This window comes from Lonepinella sp. MS14435, from assembly GCF_042485795.1.
Classification (GTDB): domain Bacteria; phylum Pseudomonadota; class Gammaproteobacteria; order Enterobacterales; family Pasteurellaceae; genus Lonepinella.
In genome coordinates this window covers 1,920,413-1,946,473 of sequence record NZ_CP169368.1, presented here as the reverse complement: position 1 = coordinate 1,946,473, position 26,061 = coordinate 1,920,413, and the positions used below count along the sequence as shown (strand labels likewise).

The following is a 26,061-nucleotide window of genomic DNA, read 5'->3' as shown; positions in this document are numbered from 1 at the left end:
CTCTTGTTTCGTCTTTTTTAATTTAAAACAATACACTTGCCCCCATTACCACATTACGTCCCATTAAAGGAATATGGGATAAATAAGATGTACTCGCATACACTTTCCGATTAAGAATATTATTAAAATCAAGGGTTAAACGATAATCAATATGCTGACTTAATGAACCTAAATAAATAATACCCGCATTTAACATAGCATTACCCTTAACAGGTAGCTCATTATGGGCGGTGTTATTTTGGTTAAAAGTATGAGTATATTCAATGCTGGCGGACAATTTATCACTCAGGTCAGCATTCAGACGAGAACCTAAACGCATCGCTGGCATACGTGGTACATTGCCATTTTGTAATTTTCCTCGCACATAATCACCGAAAACAGTAAAGCGATATTTAGGGGTGAATTGATAACTAATATTTCCCTCCACGCCATAAAAACGTGCAGGTTGTTGAGCGTAACGTATCAAACGAAAATGTGCAAAACGATCCATGGTATGAGCATAGATATAATTGCTAAAATACTTATAATAGGTGCCGAAATAGCTTTGCCATTTGTCATTATTAAATTGCACACCGATGTCCAGATTATTGGATTTTTCTTTTTTGAGTCGTTCATTAATACCAAATTGATTATAAACATTGGTATCTATCTGCAAATTATGAATGGTGCGGTCATATTGTTCATCACCAAATTCATAGGAATTGGTGGCAACGTGCGTGCCTCGAGCATAAAGTTCTTGTACGCTAGGGGCTCGTTCCTGATGAGAAAAGGTTATCCAACTTTTAAATGCTGGGGTAATTTGCCAATCAATACCTGTGGCGAAAGAATAAGTATTGGTGCTGTATGACATACTGCGTAATGGTATAATATTTTTCCCACGATGTAATTGTTTGTCATCAATTAATTGAATTGCTTGATGATCTACACGTCCAGACAAAGAGAACGTAATATCTTGCCACTGATAACGCTCCACCGCAGATAACGCATATAGTTTGGTAATGCTTTTATCTAAAATTCCTTCATAGCCTGAACTGCCAATCTGATCTTTGCTATATTGTGCAACCCATCTGCCAGAAATATGTTGAGTAGGTTTATGATCTAATTCAATACGTACTGATTTGCCATTATGCTGAAAACTAGACATCGTGTATTGCCCTTCAATTTCATCATGATGATAGCGACTATCGTTAGCGATAAAACGAATTTGCTCAATACCTGCTATAGGTTGAATAATAGCACCTCGTAAATCCACACGTTTTAAATGTAATTTAAGTTTGGCATATTGTTCAGGTTGACTGGGATCGTGATTGTGGAAATCTTCATCAATATTGATGCTGGTATGTTCACAATGTAGGTTAATCCCCTCTAAGTATTCATCATTTTCTTGATGAGTATGAATATGGCAAAAATGAGCTTTATGCTCGTGTCCAGTTAAACCATAACGATCGCGTCTATCGGTATAAGCAATACCAAGATAACCTTTTTCACCAATCCATGACAGCCCCACAGCCCCTTGCTTAGATTTTGCTTCGGAATTATTAATATAACGATAATGCTTTGATTCTACGAAATTTTCTTGATAATCATCAGAGAAAATAGCCTCAATACATTCTGGTGTATTAGAATTATTACAAGGATTTTCCACGCTATATTGTTCCGTATAACCAGCTGATTTATAATTTTTTGCATGACGAGTTAAGCCCTCTAAATGCAGAACCAGATGATCATTTAGCCGTAAATTCGTGGCTAAATTGTATAACTGTTCTTGGTTATTGGTGTTGTAACGAGTATCTAAACTGCCCTCGACAGCACGCAATGGTAGCTGTGTCGGAATTTTATCATCTTCTACATTCACCACCGCACCAGTTACACCAGAAGCATATAATAAAGTATCAACGCCTTGAATGACTTTAATTTCTTTCGCTAAAGTAGGGTCAACCATAATGGCATGATCGGGGGACATATTGGACATATCCACTACATCACTGCCATTTTGTACAATTTTATTGCGATAACTTTCTTGCCCACGGATAACAGGTGTTGAAGCACCTGAACCAAAGTGATTGGCTTGAATCCCCATTTGTTTTGACAGAGCATTACCTAGTGATGTTGAGCCGTTTTTTAATTCGCTTTGTGACACGCTTTTAAAAGGATTATTGGTTACTTCCGTGACCACAATTTCATCTAAAATTTCGGTTTTTTCCACCGCACTTGCAGGGGAAATTACCCCTAAAGTGAGCATGATTGCCCCACTTATTTTTTTTAGTTTCATTATTGTTATTTCCATATAAAGATAATTCGCACAGAAAAATAACTTTATATGGAAAAATTTGCAAGTGTTTTTTATAAAAAAATCATTTTTGTTATGAAAAAATCATCTAAAATTACACCGCACTTCCATCGTCTTTTTGTTAAATGTTTCTGAAATTTACTGTAGAATAAAAGCCTTATTTACTATTGATAGATAATCTATGAAACCAATATTTCTTGAACTTCGCCATTTAAAAACCTTGCTTGCTTTAAAAGAAACTGGATCAGTATCTTTAGCCGCAAAACGTGTTTATTTAACCCAATCAGCCCTTTCTCATCAACTCAAATTATTAGAAGATCAATATGGGCTGCCGTTATTTGAACGTAAAACTACACCTTTGCATTTTACCCCTGCGGGAGAACGTTTGATTAAATTAGCCAATGAGGTATTACCCAAAGTGATCGAGGCGGAACGTGATCTATCTCGAGTAAAACAAGGGGAAGCAGGGGAGTTGCGTATTGCGGTGGAATGTCATACCTGCTTTGACTGGTTAATGCCTGCCATGGATAGTTTCCGTACCCATTGGCCGTTAGTCGAATTGGATATTGTATCGGGTTTTCATACGGATACCGTGGGATTATTGCTTAGTCATCGAGCCGATTGGGCGATTGTGTCTGAAATTGAACCCACTGACGGTATTATTTATAAGCCGTTGTTTTCCTACGAAATGGTCGGACTTTGTGCCAAAGATCACCCGTTAGCCCAAAAAGACATTTGGCAAGCGGAAGATTTTGCCGATCAAACTTGGATTACTTATCCTGTCCCCGATGATATGTTGGATTTACTGCGTAAAGTGTTGCGACCTGCTGGCATTAATCCAACACGCCGAACCAGTGAATTGACCATTGCCATTATTCAATTAGTCGCCAGTAAACGGGGCATTGCGGCGTTACCATTTTGGGCGGTAAAACCTTATTTAGATCGCGGTTATGTGGTGGCTCGTCAAATTACCGAACAACGCCTACATAGCAATTTATATTGTGCTTATCGAGAAATTGATGCGGAGAGAGCATTTATTGATGATTTTTATGATACCGTGAAGTCACAAAGTTTTTCTACTTTACCAGGCTTGTCAGTATTGGAGTAATCATGGAAAATCAGCCAAAAAACACCGCAGTCTTGGCAGCCGCTAAAGCCGCTTTTCCTTATTCTATACCGATGATTATCGGTTATATTTTCTTAGGCATTGCTTACGGCATTTATATGAAAGTATTAGGCTTTGGCGTATGGTTTCCGTTCTTTATGGCGGCGTTAATTTATGCAGGTTCTGTAGAATTTATTGTCGCAACATCATTGACCGCTATTTTTTCTCCCCTTTCCGTGCTGTTGGTCACGTTAATGGTGAGCGGACGACAAGTTTTTTACAGCATTTCCATGTTAGAAAAATATGGTAAACAGTTGGGTAAAAAACGCTGGTATTTAATTTCAACTATGTCGGACGAAGCATTTTCACTCAATTATATGGCAAAGGTGCCAGAACATTTAGATAAAGGTTGGTATTACTTTTTTGTTAGCCTCTATTTGCAAGTCTATTGGGTTTTGGGGGCGGTATTAGGCAATCTTGCAACGGACATTGTACCTTTTGATTTAAAAGGCATAGAATTTGCCATGACAGCATTATTTATCGTTATTTTTACTGAAAATTGGCTCAAAGAAAAATCCCATGAAAGCTCATTACTCGGCTTAGGTATTACGTTATTTTTCCTAATTACCGTGGGTAAGGAACATTTCTTAATTCCTACCTTATTCACTATTTGGGGAGTATTGACCTTACGCCGTACCAAATTGGAAAGTAAAATCATTCGCCTGACGGGAGAAAATCCATGACCTTAACCGAACAATTTATCACCATTGCCATGGGCGTGTTAGGCGTACAATTTTGCCGCTTAATCCCTTTTTGGATTTTCCCAGCCAACCGCCCGATCCCCGAATATATCCGTTATTTAGGCAAAGTCTTACCTGCTGCCATGTTCGGTATGTTAGTGGTATATTGCTATAAAAATATTGATCTTTTGCAAGGTCATCACGGCATACCTGATTTTATTGCTGGAGCAGTAACATTTGCCTTGCACCTTTGGAAGAAAAATATGTTCCTGTCCATGGCTGTGGGAACGATGTTGTATATGGGGTTGGTGCAAGGGGTATTTGTTTAATTTAAAACAGTTCCTTAATGCTTTGCTCAATTTGTTTCAAGCCGTTTAATCTTGTACTGCTTAATCGTTGAGCGATACCGAGTTCAGTGAAAAATATTGTTATATCAAACTGTTGTAGTTCGTCTAATGGTTTCTCGTTGACTGCATTAATGAGTAGGAACAGTAACCCATTCATAATCCGTGCTTCGCTATAAGCCTTTAGCTGTAAAGTGCGGTCTAAATTTTGTGAGATTTTACACCATAATCTGACTTCACAACCTTGAATTTCCGTCCAATGGGCGAGTTCGTTTTCTGTTGGTTGGGTTAGGTTTTTACCTGCTTGAATCAGCAAACGATAGCGTTCTTCCCAGTTTTTAGCTTGTTGAATTTGTTCAATTATTTCCATTTTTTAGTCCAATAATGATAATGCTTTATCTAAGGCAGTAAAAAAGGCTTGTACGTCTTGTTCGGTGTTGTAGGGAGCAAAACTGAGCCGTAATGTGCTAGGCACACCTAAACGGGCAAGATAAGGCATGGCACAATGCACGCCTGTGCGTAAAGCGATGTTTTGTTCGGCAAGCAGGGTAGCGAGATCGGCACAAGCAATATTGTCAAACACAAAGCTGATCACGGTGCTAGGTTGTGGGGCAGAAAATAAACGACAATTCTGGTAATTTTTTAACCGTACTTCAGTTTGTTGAGCAAGATCTAATGCGTATTGTTCTGCTTGTTCAATATCCCATTTTTCTAACCATTCTAACACAGCGTTAAAACCAATCACGGCGGCAATATTCGGCGTGCCAGCTTCTAAACGATAGGGTAAATCGGCATAGCGAATTTCTTGTTTTGATGCAAAGGCAACCATTTTTCCGCCGTATTGGAGCGGTTGCAGTTTTTCTAAAGCAGGCTGTTTGCCACTTAACACGCCTAATCCATTCGGACCGTAAATTTTGTGGGCGGAGAATGCGATAAAATCTGCATCTAATTTTTGTAGATCGATTTTGAGATGGCTAATGGCTTGAGCTGCATCGACTAAAATAAGTGCGGTGGAAAATTGGCGAATTTTTTCAATCAGTTGTTGGACGGGCTGTTGTGTGCCTGTGACGTTAGAAACGAAATTTAAAGCGACCAATTTTGTGCGTACGTTTAAGGCGGAAATTAGGGATTGTTCGTCAATTAAAAAATTATCTAATATCGGCAAAATCCGCAATTTTGCACCGCACTTTTTCGCAATAGCATGCCACGTGACAAAATTAGCATGGTGATCGGCTTCGCTGATGATGATTTCATCATCGGGTTGAATGTGGGGAATTAAGCCGTTGGCAACGGTATTAATGGCTTGTGTGGTGCCTGATGTCCAAATCACCGCTTGTTCGCTTTCTGCATTAATTAACTGTTTAACTAGGGTGCGGGCTTGTTCATAAAGTGCGGTGTTTTTTTCGTCATATTGGCTGCGATGCACGGAGCCTGCGGATTGGTAAAATGCCACGGTGGCATCGATTAAGGCTTGTGGTTTTAATGCTGTGGCGGCGTTATCCAAATACACCACCGCATTAGGTTGGCTGAAATAGGGAAATTGTTGGCGAAATGAGTAAGCATTAAACATGATTATTTCCTTTATTGGTTGTATTGATGTTTACGAAATTCACTAGGCGGTATAGGATGAGTATCTTGCCATAATCCAATACGTTGTGATTGAGCCTGTTGTTGAATCTGTAAATATTGTGGATCTTGCATATATTGTGTATAAGCCCATGCCATGCCTAGTTGTACCATTTGCAGATTAATATTTTTTCCTTGCGAGTCATAAATTGTCGCAACACTACGTCCATAGGGTCATAATCTGAGATTTTAAGTCTTACCTGCGTTTTGTGTATTAATTGTGCTAGGGTTTGTTTGGCACGTTTACCAAAGGCTTGGGCTTTTTCGGGGGCATCAATTTCTGCTAAACGCACTTTGATTTGTTTTTTGTTGGTTAATAGGCAGGTTATGCTATCACCATCACTAATGCTGACCACTCGGCAATTAATCCAGCGTTCTGTAGCAAATGTGCGGTTAGAAAAAATAAAAACAAAAAGTGCGGTGAATAAAAAGGTTATTTTTTTCATATTTTTTGATATAAATAGCAGATGGTGACATTTTACTGAAAAAATAACAAAAATGAAAAAATAAGCGTAAAATAAATTTATAAAACTTATCAAAAATTTGAAGATAGATGATGAAAAGAAAACTGTTTGATTTAATACGATCTTTAGTGATTTTATATGCCTTACTTTATTTGGGTGAAACCATTGCATGGTTGATCCCTATTGGTATTCCTGGGAGCATATTCGGGCTTTTGCTACTGTTTTTTGGATTAACGACTAATGTTATTCGAGTAGAATGGATTTTTTTCGGGGCAAATTTATTGATTCGTTATATGGCGGTTTTGTTTGTCCCTGTTAGCGTGGGGATTATTAAATATTCCGATGTGTTGATTTCTCAAGCAAAAGCCTTGCTTATTCCTAATGTGGTGAGTTCGCTGATTACCTTGATTATTATTGGGACGTTAGCTGATTATTTATTTATGCGACGTTCTTTTGCTCGTTTACGTCATAAAGTGTTACAAAATCGGGCTAAGGAAAGATAATGATTTATTTTTACTCTTTATTAACTGTGACAGGTTTTTTTATTGCTTTACAAATTAATAAACGGTTGAGATCCATATTGTTAAATACCTTTGTATTAACGGTATTAATGATAATTGGTGTGTTGTTATTAATGAATATCCCTTACGAAAATTATATGGCAGGTAATGCACCGTTAAATAGTTTGTTGGGGGTGAGTGTGGTGGCGTTGGCGTTACCTTTGTATGAGCAACTTCGTCAAATTGCGGCATTTTGGAAAAGCATTTTGTTTGTTACTACGTTAGCTTCTATTGTTGCCATGTTCACAGGTGCTGGTTTTGCTTTGTGGTTAGGGGCGAATCCAGATATTGTTGCAACGGTAATTTCTAAATCGGTAACAACCCCTATAGCGATGGCAATTTCAGGTAATTTGGGTGGCGTTCCTGCTCTGGCAGCAGTTGGTGTTGTTGTAGCAGGTATTCAGGGTTCAATGGTTGGTTATGTGATTTTACGCAAACTTCGATTAACGAGTTCCGAAGGAATTGGGTTAGCTGTGGGAGCTACTTCACATGCTATTGGTACGGCAGCATTAATGGAGCAAGATGCGAAAGCCTCTATTTATAGTTCAATAGCCTTAGTTTTGTGCGGTATTATTAGTTCTATTCTTGCTCCGCTGGTATTTAAGTTGATTTATATGGTGGCGTAAATGTTAAAAAATAATTTGGATCCTGTTTGGCTTGAACGTTTGATTAATGATAAACCGAGAGAAAAAGATCATCGTCCGCCGTTTCGTCGTGATCGGGCTAGAATTTTACACAGTGCGGCATTTCGCTGTTTACAGGCGAAAACGCAAATTCACGCAGTGGGTGAAAATGATTTCTTCCGTACTCGATTGACCCATTCTTTGGAAGTAGCTCAAATTGGTAGTAGTTTGGTTTCACAATTAAAATTGGTAGATACTTATAAAGCCTTAGCTGATCAATTAAATATAGATAAAACTAAGCTACAGCAAGAGCTTAAGCCATTATTACCGACCGCAGATCTGATTGAAAGCCTGTGTTTTGCTCATGATATTGGACACCCACCATTTGGTCACGGAGGTGAAACGGCTTTAAATTCAATGATGTATGATTCAGGGGGATTTGAAGGCAATGCACAAACTTTCCGTTTATTAACTAAGCTGGAACCTTATACGCCGAATGCAGGTATGAATTTAACACGTAGAACCCTATTGGGAGTGGTGAAATATCCTGCCATTTTAGATGAAACTTCGCCAAAATACACCGTACTTTCTTTTGCGGAGCAAGATTTTAGAGCAGTGGATTGGCGACCTGGTAAAGGTATTTTTCGTGATGATTTGCCCGTGTTTGATTGGTTATTGCAACCGTTATCTGAGCAAGATCGAGTATTATTTACTTCACTAAAAAAAGTGCGGTCAGAACCCAAAGAGTTTTTGAAAACCAAGTTTAAATCATTAGATTGTAGCATTATGGAATTAGCAGACGATATTGCCTACGGGGTGCATGATTTTGAAGATGCTATTGTGGTAGGAATGATTGATCAAAATCTCTGGCAAATTGCTTTGCAAGAATTAAGAGCTTGTTCTTCGGAATGGATTGTAAGAAATATTGATACTTTGAGTACAAAATTATTCTCTGAATATCATTACGAACGTAAAAATGCTATTGGGGCATTGGTGAATTTTTTTATTACTAATGTACGTTGGACTCAAACCGCTGATTTTTCCGAGCCATTACTGCGTTACAATGCGGAATTGCCCGAAGAAGTGGAAAAGGTCTTGAATGTGTTTAAGACTTTTGTATTTAAATATGTCATTCGTGATGTGGAAACTCAGCGTATTGAATATAAAGGACAGCGTATTTTAACCGAAATGTTCCAAATTTTTGCCAGCGATCCTGAACGCTTGTTACCACGTAATACTGTAAATCGTTGGCTGAAAGCAGAATCAAACGGTAAAAAACGGATTATTTGCGATTATATGGCAGGAATGTCAGATGCCTATGCGTTGAAAGTTTATCGGCAGTTGACGTAAAAATAGACTGAAAAGTTGAAAAATTAAACATTCGAATAAATTTCTCAATATTTTTATAAAAAGTGCTTGCAAAGGATTTCCAGATCTCTATAATACGCTGCACACAACGACACGCTGTTGTGAAAATTGAAATCAAACAGTGTGTCGTTTTATTTTCGCTGCAAAACGGTGAAAATTTGTTCTTTAACAATTTATCAGACAATCTGTGTGGGCACTTGTTGATTGACTTGTTTTAAAAAAATTAAATAAAACTTGAAGTCTTAATAGGTGCTTAACTTAGAAATTCATTAACTTTTCATTTTTTTTGAGAGTGAGAAGAAAGATTTAGAAGCAAGCAGTTTATTGAGTGATCGAACTTAAATTGAAGAGTTTGATCATGGCTCAGATTGAACGCTGGCGGCAGGCTTAACACATGCAAGTCGAACGGTAGCAGGAAGTACTTGTACTTTGCTGACGAGTGGCGGACGGGTGAGTAATGCTTGGGAATCTGGCTTATGGAGGGGGATAACTACGGGAAACTGTAGCTAATACCGCGTAGTGTCGAGAGACGAAAGACTGGGAACTTAGGTCCAGTTGCCATAAGATGAGCCCAAGTGGGATTAGGTAGTTGGTGGGGTAAAGGCCTACCAAGCCGACGATCTCTAGCTGGTCTGAGAGGATGACCAGCCACACTGGAACTGAGACACGGTCCAGACTCCTACGGGAGGCAGCAGTGGGGAATATTGCGCAATGGGGGTAACCCTGACGCAGCCATGCCGCGTGAATGAAGAAGGCCTTCGGGTTGTAAAGTTCTTTCGGTGGTGAGGAAGGTAGTTGTTTTAATAGAACAGCTAATTGACGTTAACTACAGAAGAAGCACCGGCTAACTCCGTGCCAGCAGCCGCGGTAATACGGAGGGTGCGAGCGTTAATCGGAATAACTGGGCGTAAAGGGCACGCAGGCGGTTACTTAAGTGAGATGTGAAATCCCAGAGCTTAACTTTGGAATAGCATTTCAGACTGGGTAGCTAGAGTACTTTAGGGAGGGGTAGAATTCCACGTGTAGCGGTGAAATGCGTAGAGATGTGGAGGAATACCGAAGGCGAAGGCAGCCCCTTGGGAAGATACTGACGCTCATGTGCGAAAGCGTGGGGAGCAAACAGGATTAGATACCCTGGTAGTCCACGCTGTAAACGATGTCGATTTGGGGATTGGGCTTTAGGCTTGGTGCCCGTAGCAAACGTGATAAATCGACCGCCTGGGGAGTACGGCCGCAAGGTTAAAACTCAAATGAATTGACGGGGGCCCGCACAAGCGGTGGAGCATGTGGTTTAATTCGATGCAACGCGAAGAACCTTACCTACTCTTGACATCCATAGAAGAACTTAGAGATAAGTTTGTGCCTTCGGGAGCTATGAGACAGGTGCTGCATGGCTGTCGTCAGCTCGTGTTGTGAAATGTTGGGTTAAGTCCCGCAACGAGCGCAACCCTTATCCTTTGTTGCCAGCATGTAGTGATGGGAACTCAAAGGAGACTGCCAGTGATAAACTGGAGGAAGGTGGGGATGACGTCAAGTCATCATGGCCCTTACGAGTAGGGCTACACACGTGCTACAATGGTGCATACAGAGGGCGGCAAACCTGCGAGGGGGAGCGAATCTCAGAAAGTGCATCGTAGTCCGGATTGGAGTCTGCAACTCGACTCCATGAAGTCGGAATCGCTAGTAATCGCAAATCAGAATGTTGCGGTGAATACGTTCCCGGGCCTTGTACACACCGCCCGTCACACCATGGGAGTGGGTTGTACCAGAAGTAGATAGCTTAACCGGAAGGGGGGCGTTTACCACGGTATGATTCATGACTGGGGTGAAGTCGTAACAAGGTAACCGTAGGGGAACCTGCGGTTGGATCACCTCCTTAGTAATCAGAGGGCAGATGACAGAAGACAGAAGACAGAAATGTCAGGTCACTGTGATATTGTTACTCAAAGAAACGAAGCGACAGCAAGTGTTCACACAGATTGTTTGATAGAACGATGAAAGCAAGTATATTTCAGAAGAAAGTAATTGTGATGAGAAGTTAGGGTGTTCAGTTTTTTCTGTTATCTGTCTTCTGTCATCCGTCTTCTGAGCCCTACGGGTCTGTAGCTCAGGTGGTTAGAGCGCACCCCTGATAAGGGTGAGGTCGGTGGTTCAAGTCCACTCAGACCCACCACTTTCAGATGTCAGATGACAGGAGTCAGATGGCAGAGAAAGTAAGCGTAGGGAATAGAAATAGCAACACTGTCATCTGATAGCTGTTGTCTGTTATCTGAATGGGGATATAGCTCAGCTGGGAGAGCGCCTGCCTTGCACGCAGGAGGTCAGCGGTTCGATCCCGCTTATCTCCACCAAACAAAAAACTTGTTGTTATCATCATTGTTAAGCTAACTTAATATAGAAAACGTAAAAGTTGAAATTGATTTTATATAAGTTAATTTAGCAATGATGATAGGCGAAAGCCACATCTTAATTGTTCTTTAAAAATTTGGAAACAAGCTGAAAACAGAGTTCAGATAGCAGTGGTCAGATAGCAGTTAATGCGACTGATGATTGTTAGATGAGTCAACGTTTGAGTAAAAATCTTGTGTGAACAAAAGCACACAAGTCTAGTTATTAAAATCAACTGAAAGTAAAGCAGATTAAGGGTAAAAAAGGTATTAGGACTGTTGTCTGAAACCTGTTATCTGACGTCTGTGCGAAAGCACTTGAGGTTGTATAGTTAAGTGACTAAGCGTACACGGTGGATGCCTAGGCAATCAGAGGCGAAGAAGGACGTGCTAATCTGCGAAAAGTTTGGATGAGTCGATAAGAGGCGTTTAATCCAAGATATCCGAATGGGGAAACCCAGTAGATGAAGAATCTACTATTGTTAACTGAATACATAGGTTAACAAGGCAAACCGGGAGAACTGAAACATCTAAGTACCCCGAGGAAAAGAAATCAACCGAGATTCTGTGAGTAGCGGCGAGCGAAAGCGGAGGAGCCGTTAGAGATAGCAATAAAACGAAGAGAATGAACTGGGAAGTTCAACGACACAGGGTGATAGTCCCGTATCTGAAAGTTATATTGTGGTACTAAGCTAACAAGAAGTAGGGCGGAACACGAGAAATTCTGTCTGAAGATAGGGGGACCATCCTCTAAGGCTAAATACTCCTGATTGACCGATAGTGAACCAGTACTGTGAAGGAAAGGCGAAAAGAACCCCAGCGAGGGGAGTGAAATAGAACCTGAAACCGTGTACGTACAAGCAGTGGGAGCCCCATCATTTAATCGCATTAAATGGTGAGAAAAGCACCGCACTTTTTAACGGTAAGACGAGCGAAGCGAGTCAAACCTAAAAAGAAGCAGTGGGATTAAATGATGGGGTGACTGCGTACCTTTTGTATAATGGGTCAGCGACTTATATTTTGTAGCGAGGTTAACTGAATAAGGGAGCCGAAGGGAAACCGAGTCTTAACTGGGCGGCAAGTTGCAAGGTATAGACCCGAAACCCGGTGATCTAGCCATGGGCAGGTTGAAGGTTGGGTAACACTAATTGGAGGACCGAACCGACTAATGTTGAAAAATTAGCGGATGACTTGTGGCTGGGGGTGAAAGGCCAATCAAACCGGGAGATAGCTGGTTCTCCCCGAAATCTATTTAGGTAGAGCCTTGAGCGAACACCTTCGGGGGTAGAGCACTGTTTCGGCTAGGGGTCCATCCCGGATTACCAACCCGATGCAAACTGCGAATACCGAAGAGTGATACTCAGGAGACACACGGTGGGTGCTAACGTCCATCGTGAAGAGGGAAACAACCCAGACCGCCAGCTAAGGTCCCAAAGTCTATATTAAGTGGGAAACGAAGTGGGAAGGCTTAGACAGCTAGGATGTTGGCTTAGAAGCAGCCATCATTTAAAGAAAGCGTAATAGCTCACTAGTCGAGTCGGCCTGCGCGGAAGATGTAACGGGGCTAAAATATAGCACCGAAGCTGCGGCATTCAGGGTATAGGTTTTAGGAATAAGGAGTCAGTGATATGGTAAAACGATTTGAAGATTTAAATGTATTCAAAAGAGCTTATAAAATATCTTTAGAAGTTCATCAGGCGAGTTTAAATTTTCCTAAGATTGAACAATATGCACTGGCAGACCAACTAAGACGTTCAAGTAAAAGTGTTTGTGCCAATATAGCAGAAAGATTTGCCAAACAGGAATCAATGATAGAGTTTAAACGATTTGTTAAGATAGCAGCAGGAAGTGCTGATGAAACAAGAGTTTGGTTAAGATATTGTGTTGACTTGAACTATGTAAATGAAGAAACTTGGCAAAGATGGCGTAATGAATACGAAGAAATTGCTAAAATGCTTCAAGGTTTAGCGAAGAGTTTAGAGAAAAACTGAACCCTTTATCCTAAAACCTGTACCCTGATTGGGTAGGGGAGCGTTGTGTAAGCGGAAGAAGGTGAGTCGAGAGGCTTGCTGGACGTATCACAAGTGCGAATGCTGACATAAGTAACGATAAAACGAGTGAAAAACTCGTTCGCCGGAAGACCAAGGGTTCCTGTCCAACGTTAATCGGGGCAGGGTGAGTCGGCCCCTAAGGCGAGGCTGAAAAGCGTAGTCGATGGGAAACGGGTTAATATTCCCGTACTTGGATAAATTGCGATGTGGGGACGGAGAAGGTTAGGCAAGCAGCCTATTGGATGGCTGTTTAAGCGTGTAGGTGGGGGATTTAGGCAAATCCGAATCCCCATTCAACACTAAGGCGTGATGACGAGCTCCTAAGGGAGCGAAGTTGTTGATACCACACTTCCAGGAAAAGCCACTAAGCTTCAGGTTTATCTAAACCGTACTGAAAACCGACACAGGTGGTCAGGTAGAGAATACTCAGGCGCTTGAGAGAACTCGGGTGAAGGAACTAGGCAAAATAGCACCGTAACTTCGGGAGAAGGTGCGCCGGCGTAGATTGTAGTCTTTTACAGATGAAGGTTGAACCGGTCGAAGATACCAGCTGGCTGCAACTGTTTATTAAAAACACAGCACTCTGCAAACACGAAAGTGGACGTATAGGGTGTGATGCCTGCCCGGTGCTGGAAGGTTAATTGATGGTGTTATCGAAAGAGAAGCACCTGATCGAAGCCCCAGTAAACGGCGGCCGTAACTATAACGGTCCTAAGGTAGCGAAATTCCTTGTCGGGTAAGTTCCGACCTGCACGAATGGCATAATGATGGCCAGGCTGTCTCCACCCGAGACTCAGTGAAATTGAAATCGCCGTGAAGATGCGGTGTACCCGCGGCTAGACGGAAAGACCCCGTGAACCTTTACTATAGCTTGACACTGAACCTTGAATTTTGATGTGTAGGATAGGTGGGAGTCAGAGAAACTTAAACGCCAGTTTGAGTGGAGACGACCTTGAAATACCACCCTTTAACGTTTGATGTTCTAACGAAATATCTGGAACGGGTATTCGGACAGTGTCTGGTGGGTAGTTTGACTGGGGCGGTCTCCTCCCAAAGAGTAACGGAGGAGCACGAAGGTTTGCTAATGACGGTCGGACATCGTCAGGTTAGTGCAATGGTAAAAGCAAGCTTAACTGCGAGACGGACAAGTCGAGCAGGTACGAAAGTAGGTCATAGTGATCCGGTGGTTCTGAATGGAAGGGCCATCGCTCAACGGATAAAAGGTACTCCGGGGATAACAGGCTGATACCGCCCAAGAGTTCATATCGACGGCGGTGTTTGGCACCTCGATGTCGGCTCATCACATCCTGGGGCTGAAGTAGGTCCCAAGGGTATGGCTGTTCGCCATTTAAAGTGGTACGCGAGCTGGGTTTAGAACGTCGTGAGACAGTTCGGTCCCTATCTGCCGTGGGCGTTGGAGAATTGGTTGGGGCTGCTCCTAGTACGAGAGGACCGGAGTGGACGCATCCCTGGTGTTCCAGTTGTTTCGCCAGAAGCATTGCTGGGTAGCTACATGCGGAAGAGATAAGTGCTGAAAGCATCTAAGCACGAAACTTGCCAAGAGATGAGTTCTCCCACACAGAAGTGTGTAAGGGTTGTTTAAGACGAAGACGTAGATAGGCTGGATGTGTAAGTGATGTGAGTCATTGAGCTAACCAGTACTAATTGCCCGAGAGGCTTAACTATACAACGCTCAAGTGGTTTTGATTCAGAAGACAGATGTCAGAAGACAGAAGACAGTTGAAGAGCGTGAAAGTAACGAACAGACAAAAAAGAAAATCGAACAGACAGCTTGTTTCAAATTTAAAGAACAAAATACAAAAAGGAAAGAATTAAGTAGGATACAGGATAACACACGGTACTGCCGTCTGAAACCTGTCATCTGACCCCTGATTTCCTGATGGTCATAATGCAGTAGTGCCACCTGACTCCATGCCGAACTCAGAAGTGAAATGCTGTGATGCCGATGGTAGTGTTGGGAATCCCAATGTGAGAGTAGGTCGCCATCAGGTTTTTTATTATCAAGTAAAACCCCAGTTACGTGAGTAGCTGGGGTTTTTGCTATTCTCTTAAAACTACGTTAAAATCAACCGCACTTTTATCAACAATGTTGGATATATGTTACTTTCTGTTCTTTATATTATAGGAATTACCGCCGAAGCTATTACTGGAGCATTAGCTGCTGGACGGGAAAAAATGGATATTTTTGGCGTAATTATTATTGCCTCCATGACCGCTATTGGCGGTGGTTCCGTACGTGATGTATTATTGGGGCATTACCCCTTAGGTTGGGTGAAGCACCCTGAATATTTTCTCATCGTGGCGAGTGCTGCGGTTTTAACAGTCTTTATTGCCCCTTTAATTCATCATTTTATGCGTTATTTCCGTACAATATTTTTGGTATTAGATGCCGTTGGGCTAATCGTATTTTCTATTATTGGTGCTCAAATTGCTTTAGATATGGGGCATGGTTATACTATTGCAATTATTGCTGCGATTATTACAGGAGCGTTTGGTGGCGTGTTGCGTGATTTGCTTTGTAATCGTATTCCTCTTGTTTTCCAAAAAGAACTTTATGCGAGTGTTGCATTGTTGGCAACTTGTATCTATATCGGGTTACACGAATTAAATATTCAGCACGATCTTGTAGTGATAATCACTTTACTCAGTGGCTTTATTATTCGCTTATTAGCTATTCGCTTTGAGTGGGGATTACCTGTTTTTGATTATCAAGAACAAGAAATTGAGAAAAAAACAGACATTGATCGTTTACCTAAAAAACGTCAATAAGGAACAATATGTCTAGTGCCATTCAAATTGAATTAATTGATCCACAGGATTTTGATCGTTTATTTGAAATTGAACAAGCCGCTCATCTAGTGCCATGGTCATTAGGAACGTTAAAGAATAATCAGGGTGAACGTTATCATAATCTAAAAATTAACTTGAATAATCAAATAGTGGGTTTTGCTATTAGTCAAATTGTAGTAGATGAAGCGACTTTGTTTAATATTGCCATTGATCCTAAATTTCAAGGACAGAAACTTGGTTTTAAATTGCTTGAGCATTTACTTGCACAATTACAACAAAAAGGGATAAAAACACTTTGGTTAGAAGTACGAGAAAGCAATCAAAAAGCCAAAAAATTGTATGAACAATGTGGTTTTAATGAAGTTTGCGTACGTCGAGATTATTATCCAACCCCAGACGGTAAACGTGAAAATGCGATCGTAATGGCAGCCTATTTGGGTTTTTGATTTAGTTGGTTAAAGTCAGTATAATCACAGCATTAGATATTAACCACGTTTAACCAATATGTCAGAAGAAACTACAGTAAAACAAACCGCACTTTTATCATCTATTCCTGTCTTATTGCCTATAATTATCGAATTTTATGCCTTATTTTTACGACAACCAGTAGATATTACGTATTTTCCGTTAGCTTTTTTAACTGCTCAATTACTTTGTTCCATAGTATTTATGCAAGGGCAAATTTGCTTAGGACAACGAGGGCGTTTAACTATTGCTCAGAGTTTTTTTGGGGTTTATTGGGTAGTAACTGGGATTATCGGTTTATTGGGGTCCCACCAAATTGCAATGTTATCTATGAGCATTTGTGGGCTATTAATGACCATTATTGCCTTAAAACAACCAAAAGAAGATGATGAGTTACGTAATAAACGTTTATTATTCGGTGTGATGTTTGGATTGATTGGTGTGGTTATTTACCTGTTTTTGCTGATAAATCGTCCCCTATCGTATGCCATTATTTATAGCCCGTTTGCTCAACTATTAATTGGCGTGATGTTAGCAAATTTTGCTTTAGTTATCTCGCGTAACCGCTTGCAAGGTTTTATTGCCTTATTGCCGTTTGTTATGTCAGTTTTACTATTGCTAAATATCATTACTGTGTTAATTTTTATGGCAATTACAACCAGCCAAAGTGCGGTGCTTTTTACGAATTATTTTGCACTTCTAGTTTACTTTATTTCGCACTTGGTTTTAATGGCAATTTTGGCAATACATATTATTAGAAAAATAAAATTGAGCTATCAAACACAGGTGGTTTTATTGTTTATTGCCTTATTTTTACCGATTTGGTCTATCTTGGCGTATATTTAGTTATGTTTAAGAAATTTCTTATTTTCCCTGCAATCCTGATTATTACTGCCTTAGCGGTAGGGCTATTAGCCATATCACCAAGCAATGTTGAGTGGGCGGTAAATTATTTTCTAGGGCAAGAAATTTCCATTAAAATTGCGGAAAAAACAAAAGTGTCAGCAACTGATGCTAATCTTAGTTCTTTTATTGTTAACCTAAATAACCCGACTAATTGCCCTTTAGTGCAGTTAGAAAATATACAGGTCAAATGGTGGGATTCTCGATCTTTGCGAGCGGAAAAAGCGATTGTGGATTATGCTTGTATCTTACAAATTCCTACGTCAGATGAACAAACAGAAAGTCAACTGGATTTAACCGCACTATTAGCTAGTTTACCCGACATGGATATTGAAATTGCCGATTTGCAATTTATTAATACAGAAGAAGTGACTTCACCAGTAGTTCAACAGTTATTGCAAAGTCGATTATCAACCAAGGTTATTTATCAGGGGCAAAAACTTACTCTGGAAGCAATGGGAAATGAAGCAGAAAACAATCTTTTTCAATTAAATGCAACACTAGTAAATCAACAATTAACGGGTAATTTAAGCTATCAACCGCAAGCAGAACAACAGCATCAGTTAGATTTTCAGACAACATTACAGCACAACCTGTTTGATATACCTAAGCAAGGTAAATTAAATTTACATTGGCAACGTGATGATTTGCCATTAAATAAGGCAAATTTATCATTACAATGGCAAGATAATCAGGGCGAGTTAATATTACAAGATATAGAGCATCAACAACAGATTTTGAATGTACCTTTTAGCGTAACGGAAAATCAGCTACAAATTGAAAAAAGTCAGTTTTATTGGGATATATCTGCATTAGAACAACCTATGCGAGGTGTAGTAAATTTAACGCTAAGAAAAAGCAGTGAGAATTGGCTACCTCTTGATCTGGATATGCGTTTAAGCCTATTTTCTTCAGGTGAGGCTGGTAAAGGCAATATCGTTATTTATGGTACAAACGGTACTATCGGTAAAGAAAAAATAAACATTCCTTTACAAGCACATGGCAATGTTAAATATGATCAATCTATTGCCTACGTTGATGCAGTATTTGATGTGCGAGGTGATGAAAATGATCTGTTTGCCTTGTTTAAAGAAAAATCTACTTTACGCGTTAACTGGAAAGAACCTGATGCTAACATGAATGTACGAGTGCCTTTAGCGGATGTGATTATTGGAAAATACGGTGTTGGAGGGCGATTACAGGCGTTTTTACAAGGTAACACGGCTCAATTTGCGGACCTTGATTTACATTTAGATGGGCAAGCGAATCAATTTATTGCAGGCGTAACCTCTTTATTTTCTTTACGTACTACCGCTATCTGGCGAAATGGTGAGATATTAAGTAGCGATGATAGCAACTGGTGGAAATGGAATTTCAAAGGCAAAGCAACAGTTAAAGCATTAAAGAGTACGATTAATGTTAATGGAAAAGGTGCATGGCAGTCAGATCGGGTAGAAATCCAACAACTTCAAGCCAATATGGGACAGTTCCATACATCGGGTATTCATGTACCGAAAATTGATCTGAGCTTAAAAGATACACTCCGTTGGTATTATGAGGAACACAAACTACAAGGGTTATTGCAAGCAAAAATTCCAGAAGTTCGGCTAGATTATGGCGGTCATTTGCTTAATCCAATATTGGATCTTGGTATTGATGGGACGCATATCAAAGATTTTAATTTATCAGGTAATATGACGGCTGGAAGTTTAGGTCCGATAAAATTATTTGCTCATTATCGTCATGATGAATTGGTGGGACGAGTTTATTGGTTGGAACAATCAGCGAAAGTGTTCCAACCGTTATTTCCACAGAAATGGGAATGGGAAATTTTGAAAGGCACCATTAAAGGACAAACAGATTTTGATGTGAGTACTGAACGTGGCTTACAAATGGGCGGACATTTTTCCATTCATCAGGGTGAAATTGTGTTTCCAGATGGTGAATTACGCGGCATAGCCTTTGCTTTACCTTATCGTTATGTTAATGATAGGGTGGAATTAGTGAAAAATCCTGTTCAGGTGTCGATAAATTATTTAAAATCAGGGGTATTAGTTGCAGAAAATTTAAGTGTAAAAGTGCAAGGTTATTATCCTTATACGAAAAAGCGACCACTAACTTTAAGTGAGCTAAAATTAAATATGTTGGGTGGCGAAGTAAGCGTTAATAAATTTGCTTTACCGCAACAAAAAATTGCCAATGTACAATTACATGATATTGATTTATCACAGGCTTTGACCATGGCAGAATATACGCAAGTGGGATTAACTGGTCGAGTGAATGCTACTTTTCCATTTTGGTTAGAAAATGCAAATTGTATAATTTGTCATGGTGAAATTACCAAAACAGACAACCAAGATGTGAATTTAAAATTAGGACCAGAGCTGGTGAAAGGGTTAAAATCAGGGGGACTAACTGAGGGGATTTTAGCAGATGTAGTCAGTGAAATGAATTTGCAGAATTTAACTGCTAGCGTCAATCTTGAACCCAATGGAATGTTAAAATTATCTTCAAATATAAAAGGTTATAACCCGACTAAAAGAAACAAAAATCCAATTACGTTGAATTATAATCATCAAGAAAATGTATATGAATTGTGGAATATGATTAATTACGGTTCAACATTTGAACAAAATTTAGAATACGACCTTTATCAAAAGTTAAATAAATGATGAAAAAAATAATGAAATTCACACCGCACTTTATATTAATCAGCTTAGTGGGATTAACTGCTTGTACTCCAACAGTACAACTAGAAACACCCAAAGAGGGGATTACGATTAATATGAATGTAGTGGTTGATCATAAAATTAACGTGGAAATGGACGATACAACCAAGAAAGCTATTGAAAAATAACCCCTATTAAGCCAGAAATTTTGCTAAACTAGGGAAAATTTAAGGAAATTATTATGCACTGTCCTTTTTGTTCCGCAGAAGATACTAAAGTCATTGATAGCCGTTTGGTGGCGGAGGGTTATCAAGTTCGTCGTCGTCGTGAATGTATTAAATGCCATGAACGCTTTACGACCTTTGAAACTGCCGAACTTATTGTACCTCGGGTCATAAAAAAAGACGGCTCCAGAGAACCCTTTGATGAAATTAAACTTCGCCATAGTATTCAACATGCAGTGGGTAAACGCCCAGTGAGTGAAGATGATGTAGAAAAAGCAATCAGTCATATTATTCATCAATTACAAGCCACTGGCGAACGAGAGGTACCAAGTAAATTGGTAGGAAATCTGGTGATGGACGAATTAAAACAATTAGATAAAGTGGCATACATTCGTTTTGCTTCAGTGTATTTAAGTTTTGAAGATATTAACGAATTTTCTGAAGAAATTGATAAAATCAAGGATTTAACCTAATGTTTAGCCAACAAGATCAAGAATTTATGCAACTTGCGTTAGATTTAGCGAAACGTGGGCGTTTTACCACATCGCCTAATCCCTCGGTCGGTTGCGTGTTGGTGAAAAATGGACAAATTGTTGGGCAAGGTTTTCACTTTAAAGCTGGCGAACCCCATGCTGAAGTCATGGCATTACGTCAAGCTGGCGAACAGGCTAAACATGCCACGGCTTATGTTACCTTAGAGCCTTGTTCACATTATGGTCGTACACCGCCTTGTGCCAAAGGATTAATTGAGGCTGGTGTAAGTAAAGTGATTGCTGCCATGTTAGATCCTAATCCGCAAGTCGCAGGACGAGGTTTGCAAATGTTGCAAGATGCAGGCATTGAAACTGCCGTAGGATTATTGCAAGAAAAAGCGGAAAACTTAAATAAAGGCTTTTTATACCGTATGCGAACAGGTTTGCCTTTTGTGCAACTGAAATTGGCAATGAGCTTAGATGGGCGTACAGCAATGGCGAACGGGGAAAGTAAATGGATTACAGGTGAATTAGCTCGCTCAGATGTGCAACAAGCAAGAGCCAAAGCCTCAGCGGTGTTATCTACTTCTGCTACTGTAATCGCAGACGATCCCAGTTTAAATGTGCGTTGGCAACAACTACCAGCGAAGATTCAACAAGAATATGCTATCGAAGATTTACGTCAACCGATTCGTATTATTGTGGATTTTCAGCATAAAATATTACCTAGTCATCAGCTTTTCAGAACCAACTCGCCAGTGTGGTTAGTGAGTGATAAGGTACGTGATTTATCAAATTATCCCGATTTTTGTCAGCATATTCAGTTAAAAATTGCCGAAAATCAGACCGCACTTCCAGCTTTAATGCAAGAGCTTGCTAATCGTCAAATTAATAGCCTGTGGGTTGAGTGTGGAGCGACCTTTGCAGGGGCGTTAATTGAACAAAATTTAGTAAATGAACTGATTGTTTATATTGCCCCTAAATTATTGGGGGATCAAGCTCGTGGATTATGTAAATTACCTCATCTTCATCAACTGGCAGATGCACCGCAATGGCAATTACAATCCGTTGAACAGATAGACAGTGATTTAAAAACCATTTATCACCGAACATAATAGGAACAGCATTTATGATAAAGAAATTATTACAATCTGCGTTAATTGGCTTAGTATGTGCTGGTTTGATCTTGTTTGTGATTCCTAAATTTACTGGCGGCAACGCATTGAAATTAACCAGCGAAGTCATGTCCTTTAAAGACGCAGTGCGGATCGCCTCCCCAGCGGTGGTTAATGTGTATAACCAAACTTTTACCAGTAATTCCAATTTAGATGCTGGAGAGGTATCTACTCATAATCTGGGTTCTGGCGTGATTATGAGTAAAGATGGCTATATTCTGACCAATAAACATGTTATTCAAAATGCGGATCAAATTATTCTGGCTTTGCAAGATGGACGGGTATTTGAAGCTAATCTGATTGGTTCAGACAGTTTAACCGATCTTGCGGTATTAAAGATTCGAGCTGATAAGTTGGCAACGATTCCACAAAATCCTGAACGTCAAGTTCATGTTGGAGATGTAGTTTTAGCGATTGGTAATCCCTATAACTTAGGGCAAAGCGTTTCACAAGGAATCATTAGTGCGACAGGTCGAAATGCGGTGGGGGAAACTGTGGGGCGCCAAAATTTCATTCAAACGGACGCATCTATTAATCGTGGTAATTCAGGCGGAGCATTAATTAATTCTTTAGGGGAATTAGTTGGAATTAGTACATTAAGTATTGGTAAAGATGCCACAGAAATTGCAGAGGGACTAAGTTTTGCAATTCCCATCGAAATTGCTAATGATGTGATGAAAAAAATTATCCGTGATGGTCGAGTTATTCGTGGTTATTTTGGGGTACAAAGCAATATTTTGTTTAGTAATGGACAAAATGATGCGGCTAGTACAGGTATTTTAATTGAAAATGTGGTAACTAATGGACCCGCCGCCAAAGCAGGTATTCAAGCTGGAGATGTGATGTTGAAATTTAATGATGTGGTCGCTAATTCTCCAGATCAAATAATGCAAGTAATTAGCAATACTAAACCGAATACGCAAGTAAAAGTGGTGATTTCTCGTTTAGGTCGAATTTTTGAATTGCCTGTAACAATAGAAGAATATCCAGTAAATTAAGGAACGAGGGATCATGAACAGCAAAATAAAGGGGATAAAATTTACCACATTATTTATTATGGTAATTTTCAGCCTAATTTGCTTGTTTGCTTGCGAACCCAACAAACCCAAGCAAACACCGATTAAACCATCTTTGCCACCAACAACCCAAATAGAAAATCCATCAACTTATCAAGCTGAGATATTAACACGAGGGGTTTATGATGATTTTATTTTACACCCTGAAAAAATTCAGCAACCTGAGCAAGCTGCACTGTTACGAGATTTATTTGAGGGCTTAGTGATTTATGATCCGCAAGGTAATATTACCGCAGGTGTAGCGGAAAGCTGGAAAAGTGCGGATCAAAAAACATGGATTTTTACTTTGCGGAATAATGCAAAATGGTCAACTGGCGAAAATATTACCGCACAGGATTTTGTACGCAGTTGGCAACAATTAGCGTTGTCGGATAATCCGCAAAAACAATTTTTACGTTATATGAATGTGAAAAATGCTACTGCGGTAATTGAGAAAACTCTACCTGAACAACAGCTTGGCGTGCAAGCCTTGGATGAACATAGGTTACAAATCAGCTTAGATAAATCCACCCCTTATTTACCTAAAATGTTGGTGCATATTGCCTTGTTACCAAATTATTCGAATGTCGATCCACAAGGGCATTTGGTTTCAAATGGGGCTTATCAAATAGCAGAACAGTTTGAGGATTATATTCAATTAAGTCGAAACCCTTATTATTGGCATGAAAATAGTCGATCATTTAGTCAAGTGATTTATCAAAGAATGGGTTCCTCACAGGCAAATCGCTCCATTGATATTATTCAAAATGTACAACAAAAAGTGGCGAATACCCATTATTTCCCTCAGCTTTGTACATATTTTTATGAATTTAATTTTCATGATCCGATGCTAAAACAAAAAGCAGTACGCAATGCCTTAGTTTCTATGGTTCCAAGTAATATCTTGCCTCAGTCGCCTTTTATTATGCCAAATAGTATTAATTATTTACCTAATAATATGCAATTTGAGCAGGAACGAGATTTTGAACCTACGCTGGTTGAACAGAAGTTACAGCAAGCAGGTATTACGGAGCAAAAACCTCTAAATTTACGTTTAACCTACGATGATAATGGGTTGCATAAACAAATAGCAGAACATTTAATTCGAGCATGGTCACAGTCAGATTTAATTCGTATGCAGGCGGATCCTGTTTCTTATCAAACATTATTGGAGCAACGAAGTAAAGGGGATTTCCAGATAATCCGTTCAGGTTGGTGTGCTGATTACAATGATCCCTCAGCCTTTTTATCTCTGTTACATTCAAAAAGTGCGGATAATAAAATGGGATTTTCAGATAAAGAAATTGATTTGTGGTTAGAGCAGACCTTAGCAAGTGATATTTCTGACCAAAAAAGCACCGCACTTTATCGCAAAATTATTGAACGGATACAACAAGAAGATGTGGTAGTACCTATTTTTCAATATGCAATGCCGATTAGTATTGCCCCTAGCGTAGCAGGTTATAATCTTATTAACCCGACCAGTGTGATTTATAGTAAAGATCTTTATCGTTTAAATTCGCCTAAAGCAACTGATACAAAGTAATAATTAACGGCATGGTAATCACACAAAGCATCGTACTCACACCATAGATCGCACTGGATTTTTTCGCATCCTTGCCGTGTAGCACAGCAATCTGTGTTACAGTAGCCGCTGCTGGGCTAATGGTGGCTAAGAAACTGATTAACGCAATGGTTTCTCCGTGTTCTACAAGGTTGGCAAAATGTCCTAGTTTAATCACTACCATTAAGCAAAGTGGCACAAAAATTAAGCGTAAAAAGGTGACTAAATAAACCCGTTTCGATGATAAAATACTGCGTAACGGAATACCTGCGATTAGCATACCTGCAATTAACATCGCATTCGGACCGATAAATGACCCGATGGACGACAATGTTCCCACCACAATAGTCGGTAATTTAATCTGAAAAGCAAACAAGGTCGCTCCCACAATAATTGACCAAATATTGATATTTTTTACGATTCTTTTCAGGGAGAAAGATTTTTCTCCACAAATTAAACCACGGCAATGAGTCCAAAATAACACCGTTTGCACCACAATAAAACAAGTGGCATAAATCACCCATTCATCGCCAAACATCGACATCACCAAGGGAATAATCAGATTACCCGAGTTAGAATAAATCGCCGCAGCGTGTTCAACCCCATCTAGCTTAAACACCTTTTTTAGCACCACACCTAAGCTGATTAAAATAATATGCAACAGGATCGCCATTGAAACGGATAACAACAAGCCACGCAACAATTCAGGGCTGTAATCAATTTGGAACGCCTTAATCATCACCGCAGGGCTGATAATATACACCCCGACCACCGAAAGGGGAAAAGTATCTTTCGGTTGCAATAATTTCGACTTTACCAAACCGTAACCCAATAATACAATTAAAGTGAGTTCGGCGATTTTACTGGCTAGAATTAAGGCAATATCCATAGTACGTTTCCGTTGAATGAGTGGGATTTCATAGTACCGATTTTGGCTAAAAATGGAAATAAAAAAATGTGATATTTTGTTATAATGGGAGAAATTTCTGCAAGCCCCCCTCAGTCCTACGGACAGCTCCCCCCGTAAACAGGGGGAGCGAAGATAAAAATTTCCTTCCCTGCTTGAGGGGGAAGTTCCCGAAGAGCGAAGATAAAATTTCCTTCCCCCTGCTTGCGGGGGGAAGTCCCCGAAGGGGGAAGGGGGGCAAAAATAACAGCAAACAA

General features: G+C 39.9%; 19 protein-coding genes, 2 tRNA genes, 3 rRNA genes and 1 pseudogene. 20 read left to right on the top strand and 5 right to left on the bottom strand.

The features are described from left to right. Positions 1–22: 22 nt before the first annotated feature. Entirely contained in the window at positions 23–2,272 is a 2,250-nt protein-coding gene (locus O1Q80_RS09155) for a TonB-dependent receptor (RefSeq protein ID WP_386694632.1), read from the bottom strand. Between the two features lie 199 nt (positions 2,273–2,471). On the opposite strand from O1Q80_RS09155, the gene O1Q80_RS09150 reads away from it, so the two are divergent. The 3 genes from O1Q80_RS09150 to O1Q80_RS09140 are packed head-to-tail and all read left to right on the top strand — an operon-like array spanning position 2,472 to position 4,464. Then, a complete protein-coding gene (locus O1Q80_RS09150; RefSeq protein WP_386687182.1) occupies positions 2,472–3,398 on the top strand; it encodes a LysR family transcriptional regulator in 927 nt (308 codons plus the stop codon). Between the two features lie 2 nt (positions 3,399–3,400). After that, positions 3,401–4,138: an AzlC family ABC transporter permease gene (locus tag O1Q80_RS09145; protein ID WP_386694630.1), complete on the top strand. Its 738-nt coding sequence runs from the start codon at positions 3,401–3,403 to the stop codon at positions 4,136–4,138. After that, positions 4,135–4,464, top strand: a complete 330-nt coding sequence (locus tag O1Q80_RS09140) for a branched-chain amino acid transporter permease (protein WP_386694628.1) — start codon at positions 4,135–4,137, stop codon at positions 4,462–4,464. Before O1Q80_RS09145 ends, O1Q80_RS09140 begins: the two co-directional genes overlap by 4 nt. 1 nt (position 4,465) lies before the next feature. Here O1Q80_RS09140 and O1Q80_RS09135 read toward each other — a convergent pair whose 3' ends face one another. The 3 genes and pseudogenes from O1Q80_RS09135 to O1Q80_RS09125 all read right to left on the bottom strand — a co-directional run bounded on the left by O1Q80_RS09135 (position 4,466) and on the right by O1Q80_RS09125 (position 6,551). Beyond that, entirely contained in the window at positions 4,466–4,843 is a 378-nt protein-coding gene (locus O1Q80_RS09135) for a SufE family protein (RefSeq protein WP_386696180.1), read from the bottom strand. 9 nt (positions 4,844–4,852) lie between these two features. Continuing rightward, complete coding sequence (locus O1Q80_RS09130; RefSeq protein ID WP_386694626.1) at positions 4,853–6,049, bottom strand: cysteine desulfurase; 1,197 nt, start codon at positions 6,047–6,049, stop codon at positions 4,853–4,855. 11 nt (positions 6,050–6,060) lie between these two features. Beyond that, positions 6,061–6,551: pseudogene (locus tag O1Q80_RS09125) on the bottom strand (thermonuclease family protein). Positions 6,552–6,661: 110 nt separating this feature from the next. On the opposite strand from O1Q80_RS09125, the gene O1Q80_RS09120 reads away from it, so the two are divergent. From O1Q80_RS09120 to O1Q80_RS09040, 17 genes are all read left to right on the top strand, one after another. Then, positions 6,662–7,072: a CidA/LrgA family protein gene (locus O1Q80_RS09120; RefSeq protein ID WP_386687172.1), complete on the top strand. Its 411-nt coding sequence runs from the start codon at positions 6,662–6,664 to the stop codon at positions 7,070–7,072. Beyond that, positions 7,072–7,755, top strand: coding sequence for a CidB/LrgB family autolysis modulator (locus O1Q80_RS09115; RefSeq protein WP_386694624.1), 684 nt, complete (start codon positions 7,072–7,074; stop codon positions 7,753–7,755). The genes O1Q80_RS09120 and O1Q80_RS09115 overlap by 1 nt, the downstream gene beginning before the upstream one ends. Further along, positions 7,756–9,102: an anti-phage deoxyguanosine triphosphatase gene (locus O1Q80_RS09110; protein ID WP_386694622.1), complete on the top strand. Its 1,347-nt coding sequence runs from the start codon at positions 7,756–7,758 to the stop codon at positions 9,100–9,102. A 358-nt stretch (positions 9,103–9,460) separates the two neighbouring features. Continuing rightward, positions 9,461–10,999, top strand: a 16S ribosomal RNA gene (locus tag O1Q80_RS09105). Between the two features lie 217 nt (positions 11,000–11,216). Continuing rightward, positions 11,217–11,293 (top strand) — tRNA-Ile (locus O1Q80_RS09100). A gap of 102 nt (positions 11,294–11,395) precedes the next feature. After that, positions 11,396–11,471: transfer RNA gene (locus tag O1Q80_RS09095), tRNA-Ala, on the top strand. 366 nt (positions 11,472–11,837) lie between these two features. Then, a 23S ribosomal RNA gene (locus O1Q80_RS09090) occupies positions 11,838–15,244 on the top strand. Positions 15,245–15,454: 210 nt separating this feature from the next. Further along, positions 15,455–15,570 (top strand): 5S ribosomal RNA (rrf, locus tag O1Q80_RS09085). Together the 16S, 23S and 5S rRNA genes with 2 tRNA genes alongside form the textbook arrangement of a ribosomal RNA operon. Before the next feature lie 106 nt (positions 15,571–15,676). Beyond that, the gene (locus O1Q80_RS09080) at positions 15,677–16,348 is read left to right on the top strand and encodes a trimeric intracellular cation channel family protein (RefSeq protein ID WP_386687166.1); all 672 of its coding nucleotides are present in this window, start codon (positions 15,677–15,679) and stop codon (positions 16,346–16,348) included. An 8-nt stretch (positions 16,349–16,356) separates the two neighbouring features. Continuing rightward, positions 16,357–16,815: a ribosomal protein S18-alanine N-acetyltransferase gene (gene rimI / locus O1Q80_RS09075; protein ID WP_386687164.1), complete on the top strand. Its 459-nt coding sequence runs from the start codon at positions 16,357–16,359 to the stop codon at positions 16,813–16,815. A gap of 58 nt (positions 16,816–16,873) precedes the next feature. Then, a complete protein-coding gene (locus tag O1Q80_RS09070; protein ID WP_386694620.1) occupies positions 16,874–17,680 on the top strand; it encodes a hypothetical protein in 807 nt (268 codons plus the stop codon). A 2-nt stretch (positions 17,681–17,682) separates the two neighbouring features. Further along, positions 17,683–20,409, top strand: a complete 2,727-nt coding sequence (locus O1Q80_RS09065; RefSeq protein ID WP_386694618.1) for a YdbH family protein — start codon at positions 17,683–17,685, stop codon at positions 20,407–20,409. Further along, positions 20,409–20,594, top strand: a complete 186-nt coding sequence (locus O1Q80_RS09060; protein ID WP_386696178.1) for a YnbE family lipoprotein — start codon at positions 20,409–20,411, stop codon at positions 20,592–20,594. The genes O1Q80_RS09065 and O1Q80_RS09060 overlap by 1 nt, the downstream gene beginning before the upstream one ends. A gap of 53 nt (positions 20,595–20,647) precedes the next feature. Further along, a complete protein-coding gene (gene nrdR, locus O1Q80_RS09055; RefSeq protein WP_386687158.1) occupies positions 20,648–21,103 on the top strand; it encodes a transcriptional regulator NrdR in 456 nt (151 codons plus the stop codon). Further along, positions 21,103–22,218 carry a bifunctional diaminohydroxyphosphoribosylaminopyrimidine deaminase/5-amino-6-(5-phosphoribosylamino)uracil reductase RibD gene (ribD, locus tag O1Q80_RS09050; RefSeq protein ID WP_386694616.1) on the top strand — a complete coding sequence of 372 codons (1,116 nt, stop codon included), beginning with the start codon at positions 21,103–21,105 and terminating at the stop codon, positions 22,216–22,218. Before nrdR ends, ribD begins: the two co-directional genes overlap by 1 nt. Positions 22,219–22,232: 14 nt before the next feature. Beyond that, complete coding sequence (gene degS / locus O1Q80_RS09045; RefSeq protein ID WP_386687154.1) at positions 22,233–23,276, top strand: outer membrane-stress sensor serine endopeptidase DegS; 1,044 nt, start codon at positions 22,233–22,235, stop codon at positions 23,274–23,276. A gap of 13 nt (positions 23,277–23,289) precedes the next feature. Beyond that, positions 23,290–24,879, top strand: a complete 1,590-nt coding sequence (locus O1Q80_RS09040) for a peptide ABC transporter substrate-binding protein (protein ID WP_386694614.1) — start codon at positions 23,290–23,292, stop codon at positions 24,877–24,879. On the opposite strand, the gene O1Q80_RS09035 is transcribed toward O1Q80_RS09040, so the two are convergent. After that, entirely contained in the window at positions 24,857–25,786 is a 930-nt protein-coding gene (locus O1Q80_RS09035; RefSeq protein ID WP_386694612.1) for an AEC family transporter, read from the bottom strand. The genes O1Q80_RS09040 and O1Q80_RS09035 overlap by 23 nt on opposite strands. Between the last annotated feature and the right edge of the window lie 275 nt (positions 25,787–26,061).

Coding starts and splice junctions, on each gene's coding strand:
- O1Q80_RS09070 (WP_386694620.1), top strand. CDS start 16,874: ATGTCAGAAGAAACTACAGTAAAACAAACCGCACTTTTATCATCTATT.
- O1Q80_RS09110 (WP_386694622.1), top strand. CDS start 7,756: ATGTTAAAAAATAATTTGGATCCTGTTTGGCTTGAACGTTTGATTAAT.
- O1Q80_RS09065 (WP_386694618.1), top strand. CDS start 17,683: ATGTTTAAGAAATTTCTTATTTTCCCTGCAATCCTGATTATTACTGCC.
- O1Q80_RS09145 (WP_386694630.1), top strand. CDS start 3,401: ATGGAAAATCAGCCAAAAAACACCGCAGTCTTGGCAGCCGCTAAAGCC.
- O1Q80_RS09155 (WP_386694632.1), bottom strand. CDS start 2,272: ATGAAACTAAAAAAAATAAGTGGGGCAATCATGCTCACTTTAGGGGTA.
- O1Q80_RS09130 (WP_386694626.1), bottom strand. CDS start 6,049: ATGTTTAATGCTTACTCATTTCGCCAACAATTTCCCTATTTCAGCCAA.
- rimI (WP_386687164.1), top strand. CDS start 16,357: ATGTCTAGTGCCATTCAAATTGAATTAATTGATCCACAGGATTTTGAT.
- O1Q80_RS09150 (WP_386687182.1), top strand. CDS start 2,472: ATGAAACCAATATTTCTTGAACTTCGCCATTTAAAAACCTTGCTTGCT.
- ribD (WP_386694616.1), top strand. CDS start 21,103: ATGTTTAGCCAACAAGATCAAGAATTTATGCAACTTGCGTTAGATTTA.
- O1Q80_RS09115 (WP_386694624.1), top strand. CDS start 7,072: ATGATTTATTTTTACTCTTTATTAACTGTGACAGGTTTTTTTATTGCT.
- degS (WP_386687154.1), top strand. CDS start 22,233: ATGATAAAGAAATTATTACAATCTGCGTTAATTGGCTTAGTATGTGCT.
- O1Q80_RS09120 (WP_386687172.1), top strand. CDS start 6,662: ATGAAAAGAAAACTGTTTGATTTAATACGATCTTTAGTGATTTTATAT.
- nrdR (WP_386687158.1), top strand. CDS start 20,648: ATGCACTGTCCTTTTTGTTCCGCAGAAGATACTAAAGTCATTGATAGC.
- O1Q80_RS09035 (WP_386694612.1), bottom strand. CDS start 25,786: ATGGATATTGCCTTAATTCTAGCCAGTAAAATCGCCGAACTCACTTTA.
- O1Q80_RS09140 (WP_386694628.1), top strand. CDS start 4,135: ATGACCTTAACCGAACAATTTATCACCATTGCCATGGGCGTGTTAGGC.
- O1Q80_RS09060 (WP_386696178.1), top strand. CDS start 20,409: ATGAAAAAAATAATGAAATTCACACCGCACTTTATATTAATCAGCTTA.
- O1Q80_RS09040 (WP_386694614.1), top strand. CDS start 23,290: ATGAACAGCAAAATAAAGGGGATAAAATTTACCACATTATTTATTATG.
- O1Q80_RS09080 (WP_386687166.1), top strand. CDS start 15,677: ATGTTACTTTCTGTTCTTTATATTATAGGAATTACCGCCGAAGCTATT.